Source organism: Ornithinicoccus halotolerans, assembly GCF_009602535.1.
GTDB lineage: Bacteria > Actinomycetota > Actinomycetes > Actinomycetales > Dermatophilaceae > Ornithinicoccus > Ornithinicoccus halotolerans.
In genome coordinates this window covers 50,507-58,457 of the sequence record NZ_WIQI01000011.1, presented here as the reverse complement: position 1 = coordinate 58,457, position 7,951 = coordinate 50,507, and the positions used below count along the sequence as shown (strand labels likewise).

Sequence of the window (7,951 nt, the reverse complement as noted above, 5' to 3'; positions counted from 1 at the left end):
GCTGCGACGAAAGTGCCGGACGGTCTATATCGAGATGCCGTCGGAGACCGCGATGGTCGACCGGGCCGACCTCCTCGCCGACCGTGCGGCCCGCGCCGCGGAGCAGCTCGCTGAGGCCGAGCAGCGGCTGGGGGAGCAGGAGCGCGAGCTCACCGCCGCCCGGGCAGCCGCCGACGGTGCCCGCCGCGACGAGGAGGACGTCACCGAGCGGGCCGGGCAGGCCGAGGCGACCGAGGAGCGGGCCCGCGCGCGGCAGCGGTGGCACGCGGTGACGCAGGCGCTGCACACCGACGCGCAGGCCGTGGCGGAGCTGGAGCAGCTGCAGGAGCAGCAGGCGGTGGCGCGGGAGCGCCTCGCCTCGGTGGCCACGGCGACCCGAGAGCGCTGCGAGCAGGCCCGCCTCCTCGCGCAGGAGATCGCGCTGCTCGAGGAGCAGGCGCGCGAGTCCGCGGCCCGGTGGCGGCTGGAGACGCTGGCCGGCGAGCTGGTGGCGACGGTTGCCGGGGAGCAGGTCAGGGTGACGGAGGGCACACCGGCCGAGCGGGTGCTCGACGCCGACACCGTGGTGGAAGTTCCTGGGTCGCTGCGGATGGTGCTGCGGGCGGGCGACAGCGAGCGCGCCTGCGCCACCCGCGTGGAGCATGCTCGCGGCCGGCTGGCCGCCCTGCTGCGGGACGCCGGTGTCGACACGGTCGGGCGGCTCGCCGACGCCGCGGCCGAGCGGCAGCAGGCCACCGAGGAGCTGGACCGGTTGCAGCGCCGGATCACCGCGCTGACCGCGGGCCCCGTGCTCGGCCAGGAGCGGCGCGCCGAGCTGGCACGGGAGGCTGCCGCGCTGGAGCGGGAGCTGGGGGAGGCCCACGGCACGGACGGCGAGCCGGACCCGCAGCAGGCGCTGGACCTGGTGCGCGCGGTGCGGAGCGAGGAGCGGCGCGTGCGGCGTGCGCGACAGGAGGCGGACGCGGCCCTGCAGGAGGTCCTGCAGCGACGTTCCTCACTCGAGCTCGCCGTCGCCCGCACCCGCACGCTGCTGGAACAGTGCACTGCCCAGCGCGATGAGTGCCGCACGGAGCTGGCGGAGGCCCGGCGGGAGCGCGACGACGAGCTGCTGCACACCGCGCTGGAGCAGGCACGCGCGGCTGTCCGGGAGGCGCACGCGCGGGCGCACGAGGCCCGCCGCCACGCCGTGGAGTCCGGCGCGGGCGACGCCGCCGGCGAGCTGGAACAGGCGCGGGAGGAGCTGGAGCGCCACGATCGGCACGTCCAGGAGGTGCGGGGTGAGCGTGACCGGCTCGCCGGGCAGCTGGAGCTGGTCCTGGGAGAGGGGCGCCAGGAGCAGTTGGATCGGGCCCTCGCCGACCTCGAGCACGCGCGGCAGGAGCTGGACTCGGTCTCGCGCCGTGCCCGGGCGGTGCGCCAGCTGCGCGCCACGCTGCTACGCCACCGCGAGTCGGCGCAGCAGGCCTACGCCCGCCCCTACACCGCTGCGGTCGAGGCCCTCGGCCGGGAGGTCTACGGGGACAGGTTCGCCGTGGAGGTGGCCGACGACCTGCACATCGTCGCCCGGGTGCTGGACGGCGTGCGGGTCCCCGTCGAGCAGCTGTCCGGCGGCGCCCAGGAGCAGCTCGGCGTGCTGTGCCGGCTGGCCGTGGCGGGCCTGGTCGACCAGACCGAGGGGGTGCCGGTGGTGCTGGACGACGCGCTGGGCTTCACGGACCCCGAGCGGCTCGCCGACATCGTGCGGGTCCTCGGGGCGGCCTCCAGCGACGCCCAGGTGCTGCTGCTGACGTGCGTCCCCGAACGCGTCGCCGGGCTCGACGAGGCGAGGCGGGTGACTCTCCGCCCTGCCAGTTGAGTGGGGAGCCTAGACGTGACTGTCGTCGGCGAAGGTGACGGCGGCCGTCGGGAGACCGCGCCGGCGCTGCGGGACTCCCTCGCCAGACGCGACCATCCCCATGCTGCCGTACCCCATGGCCAGTCCCAGGCTGAGTCCTGAGGTCACCGCTATCGGTTGCGCAATCGATGTCGACCGTCGGTGATCCACCACCGTCGAGTACTAGGTGAACCGACGCCATGGCTGAGCTGGCCAGCGACGATGAAGCGGCGGTGCGGTAGGGGCGTGGTTGCCCTGTCGCGGCGGGCGGTTCGGGCACGTCACGATCTGTGCTGGGCGCCGGGCGGTGGCGCCTCGTTCTTGTCCTCGAGCCCAGCAGGTGCCAACTTGCTCAGGGTCTTCGACACCCAGCTCGGCTCGATCCCCAGTGCCTCTGAACGTTCCTTGCGGATGAGTGCCTCACGCACCACGTGCGCGCCGACGAACCGGATCGGGTCCGGGGGGAAGTGGCGGGTAGGGGCATTGATCAGTACTGATCTTCCCCATTCGTCCCCGCGCCCGAGTACCATGGACGCGAGCACTTTACCGCCGATTATGCTGGGCCCAACTCCGTTCCCAGACCATCCGACGCCGTAAGCGATGGTATGACCGGGATTCAGCCAGTTAATCAGGGGGAGGCTGTTGTGTGTCCTATCGATCGGTCCTGCCCAGTCGTTCACAATGGGCACGTCGCGAAGCATGGGATAGTATCGGCGGAAGTCCCGTATGACAGCGCGCGCCCTGCGGGGGTTGCGATCCATGGAAGGCGAGATCCGTCCGCCCAGTCCTATCGTCCATCCGCCTTTGCCGAAGGCGATGCGCCCGGAGTTCGTGGTGCGGTAGTAGCAGAGCAATGTCTGTGAGTCCGTGACGGTGGGGCCCTCGCGCCATCCGATCTCTTCGAGCCGGTCAGGTACGGGCTCAGTCACGATCATGTCACTGGAGATCACGAAGAGTCTGGTGTGAAGCTCGCGCATCCCCGCTGCCCAGGCGTTCGTCGCGATGACGACGCGCTGCGCACGTACGCTGCCCCCTCCCTGCGTCCTGACGGTTGGCGCCCCCCGGCGGGCCAGGTGGCGAACGCGCGTACCCTCGAAGATCTCTACGCCCATCGCGAGTGCTGCTCGTCGCATGGCCCGAACAAGGTGGCCGGGATGGACGGAGGCGGCGGACCTGTCCAGCACTCCGCCCAGGTGTACCGGGCTTCCGGATCTCGTTGCGACCTGGCCGGGGGTCATCGGCGTGAACGTCCCCGTGCCCAGCCTGTCACTGACCTGAGCAACTCGTTCCCATGAGTCGAGATGCGCAGGGCTCGTTGCGGTCCAGAGCCATCCTGCCCGGCGAAACTCGGCTTCAGGCGCATGGTTATCGCAGAAGGACTCGAGCTCCGTAATGGCCTGTTCGGTGGATTGGACAAGTCGTACGGCTTCTTGCTCGCCGAAGAGTCGCATCAGCGACCAGATTTTTGGCCACCAGGAGAGCACGAGTCCGCCGTTGCGACCCGACGCTCCACCGCCGCAAATGTCGGCCTCCAGTATGGTGACGCGCACGGACGGGTCCAGGTGCTTGATGCGCAGCGCTGTCCACAGTCCGACAAATCCGCCACCGATGATGGCAACGTCTGTGCCGTGATGTCCGCTGAGCGGCGGTTGGGGCTGGCCAGTGACCGCCTCGCGCAGCCAGAGTGACCGGTGCCTGCCGGTCAGGTTTGCGTTCACGTCGGGTCTCGCCTTCCTTCGGTGGCACGCGTCGCGCTCACTGTTCTGCTCGGGCACCAGGCTGAGCCGGGTCTGGCGGTGAGGGCGGGTTGGCATTCGAACCGCGACTCTGCTCGCGGAACTCTGTCGGCGCTATCCGGTCGAGGATTGCCTCCGCCAGGTGGAGGGGACGCCGGCCGGCAAGTTGTTCGCTCTGCAGCCGGCACGAGAAGCCGTCGGCGACGAACACGTCGTCAGGTCGCAGTTGGCGGGCTGCAGGCAGGAGCGCTTCCTCGGCGCATGCGACCGAGACGTCGTAGTGGCCTTGCTCGAAGCCGAAGTTACCGGCGAGCCCACAGCAGCCTTCAGCGACTTCCGCCATTTCTATCCGAGCTTCGACAGCGAGTCGCCGGTCGGCAGCGGCGCCGACCGTGGCGCGTTGGTGACAGTGGATCTGGTTCACCGCTCGAACCGGTTCGCGAGAGAACGGCAGGCCGCGGCCGACGAGTGCCTCGGCCAGAGTCCGGACACGGCCAGCCACCCGATCTGCCTCGGGCTCGTCCAGGAGCTGGCGGCTGTCATGCCGCACCGCTGTCGCGCAGCTCGGCTCAAGGGACACGATGGGGACCTCCGGCAGGGTGCCGAGTAGGCGCACTGACCGGGACAGGACGCGGCGCGCGACGTCCAACTGCCCCGTGGATATCCAGGTGATGCCGCAGCACGTGCCTCTGGGTGCGAGCAGCACTCGGTAGCCGGCACGCTCAAGAAGCAGCGTGGCGGCCCTGGCGGCGGAAGGGGAGAAGCTGGACGTGAAGCAGTCGATCCACAGGATGACCGGGTCGCCGTCCTGCTGCCGGTTGTGTCGCCTGAACCAGCGACGGAAGGATTGTTCGGCCAGGACCGGCAACTCGCGGCGCTCATCGATCCCGCCCAGGCGTTTGGCGACGCGCTGCACGACTGGCGCGCGGAGGACTCGGTTTCCGATCCGTGGCGTAAGGCGGGCGGCGGCGAGGAGCAGGGGTAGCCATCCCATGCTGTAGTGCGTGCGAGGACGTACCCGGCCCCGGAAGCGCTGGTGCAGAAACTCTGCCTTGTAGGTGGCCATGTCCACCCCCACCGGGCACTCCGAGGAGCATGCCTTGCACGAGAGACAAAGGTCCAGCGCCTCGGCGACCGCGGCGGAGCGCCATCCGTCGGTGATCACCTCACCATCGGCCATCTCAGCCAACAGTCGGGCCCGGCCACGCGTGCTGTGCTGCTCCTCCGATGTCGCACGATAGGACGGGCACATGCCGCCGCCCGCGGTCTTCCGGCAGGCGCCTACTCCCGTGCAGCGACGCAAGGCCTTGCCGAAGTCACCGTCGTCAGCGGGGTACAGGAACCCGAGGTTGCTGGTGACCGACGGCAGGTGGGCGGCGCGCAGGTGGGAATCGAGCGGGTCGGGATCGACGAGCACCCCGGGGTTGAACAGGTTCTCAGCATCAAAGACGCCCTTGTACTGTCGGAACGCCTCGAGAACCTTGGCGCCGTACAGTGTTGAGAGGAGCTCCGAGCGCGCGCGGCCGTCGCCGTGCTCGCCGGAGAGCGAGCCGCCGTGCGCGGCAACGAGTTCGGCCGCCTCCTCTTGGAAGCGACGGAAAGACGCCCGCCCACCAGGTGTCAGCAGGTCGTGATCGATCCGGACGTGGACGCATCCTTCGCCGAAGTGCCCGTAGATCATCCCTCGGCGATCATGGCTCGCCATCAGCTGCCGGAACTGTTCCAGGTACTCCCCGAGTCGCTCCGGGGGGACGGCGGCGTCTTCCCAGCCTGGCCAGAACTCCGTGCCGTCCAGTGAGCGGCTGGCGAGCCCGGCGCCTTGCTCGCGAACGGCCCAGACGGCCCGCTGCTGTGCGGAATCCAACAGCACCCGCGTGCCCCGGGCACCGACCTCCCGGGCCACGCGCATCGCGGCGGTCGTGGCTTCGCGGATGCCGTCCTCGTCGTCAGCGCCCACCTCGAGGAGCAGCCAGGCGTCACCGGCTGGGAGCGGGACCGCTCGGTTCTCCGCACGTCGGGATGCCGCGGTCAGCACCAGTTCTCGGTCGATCGCCTCGACGGTGAGCACGCCCAACGGCACGAACCGTGGGGCCGCTGTCGCGGCATGCACCTCATCGGCGAAGCCTGCTACGACGAGCGCGCGGCGCTGCGGCCGGTCCTGGAGGCGCACCGTGGCGCGCGTGACAATCCCGCACGTCCCCTCACTGCCGACGAAGCTGCGAGCCAGGTGAGTGCCGTGCTCAGGGGTCAGGTGGTGCAGTCCGTAACCCGAGAGCTGTCGCCCGAACTGGCCCAGATCCGTCCGGATGGTGCCTAGGTGGCGTTCGCGCAGCTCCAGGAGGCGCTTTGCGAGCGGGGTGTCAACGGCATGCGGGCCACCCAACGTGACGGTCTGCCCGTCGCTCGTCACCACGTCGAGTGACTCGACGTTGTCGGCGGTGGTGCCCCAGGCCACCGAGTGGGAGCCGCACGCGTTGGTGCCGATCATGCCGCCCAGGGTGCACCGGCTGTGGGTCGAGGGGTCGGCGCCGAACATCAGGCCATGGGGAGCGGCCGCATCCTGGAGCCGGTCGAGCACCAGACCCGGTTGCACGGTCGCTGTGCGGGAGGCGGCGTCAACCGCGGGCGGACCTGTCATGTGTCTGCTCAGGTCGAGGACGACGCCAGGGCCTACGGCGTTGCCGGCACAGTTGGTGCCCGCTCCCCGAGTAGTGATGGGAACGCCATCCTCGGCGCAGGTCCCGACCACCGCCAGCACATCCGCTGCGTCCCGGGGGAAGACCACACACCGGGGCACGACTCGATGGTTCGAGGCGTCGGTGGCGTACAGCGCTCGGGTGCCATCGTCATCTCTCACCTCACCCCGCACGGTGGCCTGCAGCGAGCGCACCCACGCATTGTCAGCCGCCGTGCTCATGGGTGCGGGGCAAACGTGACGGTGCGGACGGAGGAATAGAAGTCAAGTGCCGCCCTGCCCTGTTCGCGGGGGCCGTAGCTAGAGCGACCCTCCCCGCCGAACGGAGCGTAGAAGTCAACTCCAGTGGTGGGAGCGTTGACCTTCACCATGCCGGTGCCAACCTGCGAGACGACCTCGAGCAGTGGGCCGGCGTCGCGGCCGTGCACGCTGGTGACCAGGCCGAACCGCACGCTGTCGGCCACGCGAACTGCCTCGGCCACGCCGCGGGCAGGTAGCACGGCAGTGAACGGACCAAAGAGCTCTTCCTGGACCAGGTGGTGACTGGCCTCCAGGCCGTCAGCCACGACTGGGGCGACGTACCAGCCTGTGGACGGGGTCGGGCCCTCGCCGGTGAGGAGACGGCCACCGCTGGTGCGCACGGCACGGGCGCCCTCAGCCAGCCGTCCTTGCGACTGGGGCGTGATGACGGGTCCCACGGAGGTGCCGTCCAGGGCAGGATCGCCCACACCGAGCCCTTCCACGGCCGAGACGAGCGCAGCGCTCACCTGCGCGACACGTCTCGGTCCGCCCACGACCACGACACGTCGGGTAGCGGTGCACTTCTGACCCGCGTACCCCATGGCCGCGCCCGCTAGCAGCGGACCCACGCGCTCCGCGTCGGCGTCAGGAAGGACGATCGCAGCGTTCTGGCCGCCCATCTCTGCTTGCACCGGAGTCCCCCCGCGGGCGGCAGCCAACACCACCTGACGCCCTACCGACTCCGAACCGGTGAACGAGACGACGTCGGCCGCCTCCACGACAGCCGCGCCCGTCGAGGAACCTCCGGCCAGCACCTGGAACAGGCCGTCGGGGAACACCTCAGCTGCCAGTCGCCCTAACCACAGGGCTGTGGCGAAGGCCTCGGGGGAGGGCTTGAGCAGGACCGCATTGCCCATCGCGAGAGCCGGAGCTGCCTTCCACAGCGGAATGGCCAGCGGAAAGTTCCATGGAGTGACCAGACCCGCAACTCCAATCGGTCGCCGCTCCGTCCACAGCTTGCCCGCGGTACTCGGCGGCATGAGCTCCCCCACCGGCGCGAAGGCGGCCTGGGCGTAGAAGCGGGTGATGCTGATCGCGCGCTCTGCCTCGGCCGCTGCCTCGGCGACCGGCTTCCCCACCTCCCGCACCATCAGTCTGGTGGCTTCGTCCCGGCGCTGGTGGAGCTTCTCCGCCAGGAGGTTCAACGCGGAGGCGCGTTGAGCTGCCCCCGCGTGCCACCACTCGCGCTGGGCCTGGCGTGCTCGCTCCGCTGCCGCGTGAACGGCCCTCGGTTCGGCTGCTGCCGCCGTAGCGACCACATCCGAGGGGTCTTGCGGGCTGCGGCTCTGAATCTCCTCGGCGGCGTGCATTCCCCGTCCTTCTTGGTCAGACCTTTCTTTGGACAGG

5 protein-coding genes are annotated in these 7,951 nt (G+C 70.2%); 1 reads left to right on the top strand and 4 read right to left on the bottom strand.

The genetic code is table 11. From position 1 onward, the window contains the following. A partial coding sequence (locus GFJ45_RS04315) for an ATP-binding protein (RefSeq protein WP_228386475.1) occupies positions 1 to 1,855 on the top strand: 1,855 nt, incomplete at its 5' end. A 9-nt stretch (positions 1,856 to 1,864) separates the two neighbouring features. Here GFJ45_RS04315 and GFJ45_RS04310 read toward each other — a convergent pair. From GFJ45_RS04310 to GFJ45_RS04295, 4 genes are all read right to left on the bottom strand, one after another. Next, on the bottom strand, positions 1,865 to 2,002 hold the full coding sequence (locus GFJ45_RS04310; protein WP_153394518.1) for a hypothetical protein: 138 nt from the start codon (positions 2,000 to 2,002) through the stop codon (positions 1,865 to 1,867). 152 nt (positions 2,003 to 2,154) lie between these two features. Further along, positions 2,155 to 3,591, bottom strand: a complete 1,437-nt coding sequence (locus GFJ45_RS04305; protein WP_228386474.1) for an NAD(P)/FAD-dependent oxidoreductase — start codon at positions 3,589 to 3,591, stop codon at positions 2,155 to 2,157. A 37-nt stretch (positions 3,592 to 3,628) separates the two neighbouring features. Next, positions 3,629 to 6,499 carry an FAD-binding and (Fe-S)-binding domain-containing protein gene (locus GFJ45_RS04300; RefSeq protein WP_228386473.1) on the bottom strand — a complete coding sequence of 957 codons (2,871 nt, stop codon included), beginning with the start codon at positions 6,497 to 6,499 and terminating at the stop codon, positions 3,629 to 3,631. A gap of 23 nt (positions 6,500 to 6,522) precedes the next feature. Next, complete coding sequence (locus GFJ45_RS04295; RefSeq protein WP_153394512.1) at positions 6,523 to 7,914, bottom strand: aldehyde dehydrogenase family protein; 1,392 nt, start codon at positions 7,912 to 7,914, stop codon at positions 6,523 to 6,525. Positions 7,915 to 7,951: the final 37 nt, after the last annotated feature.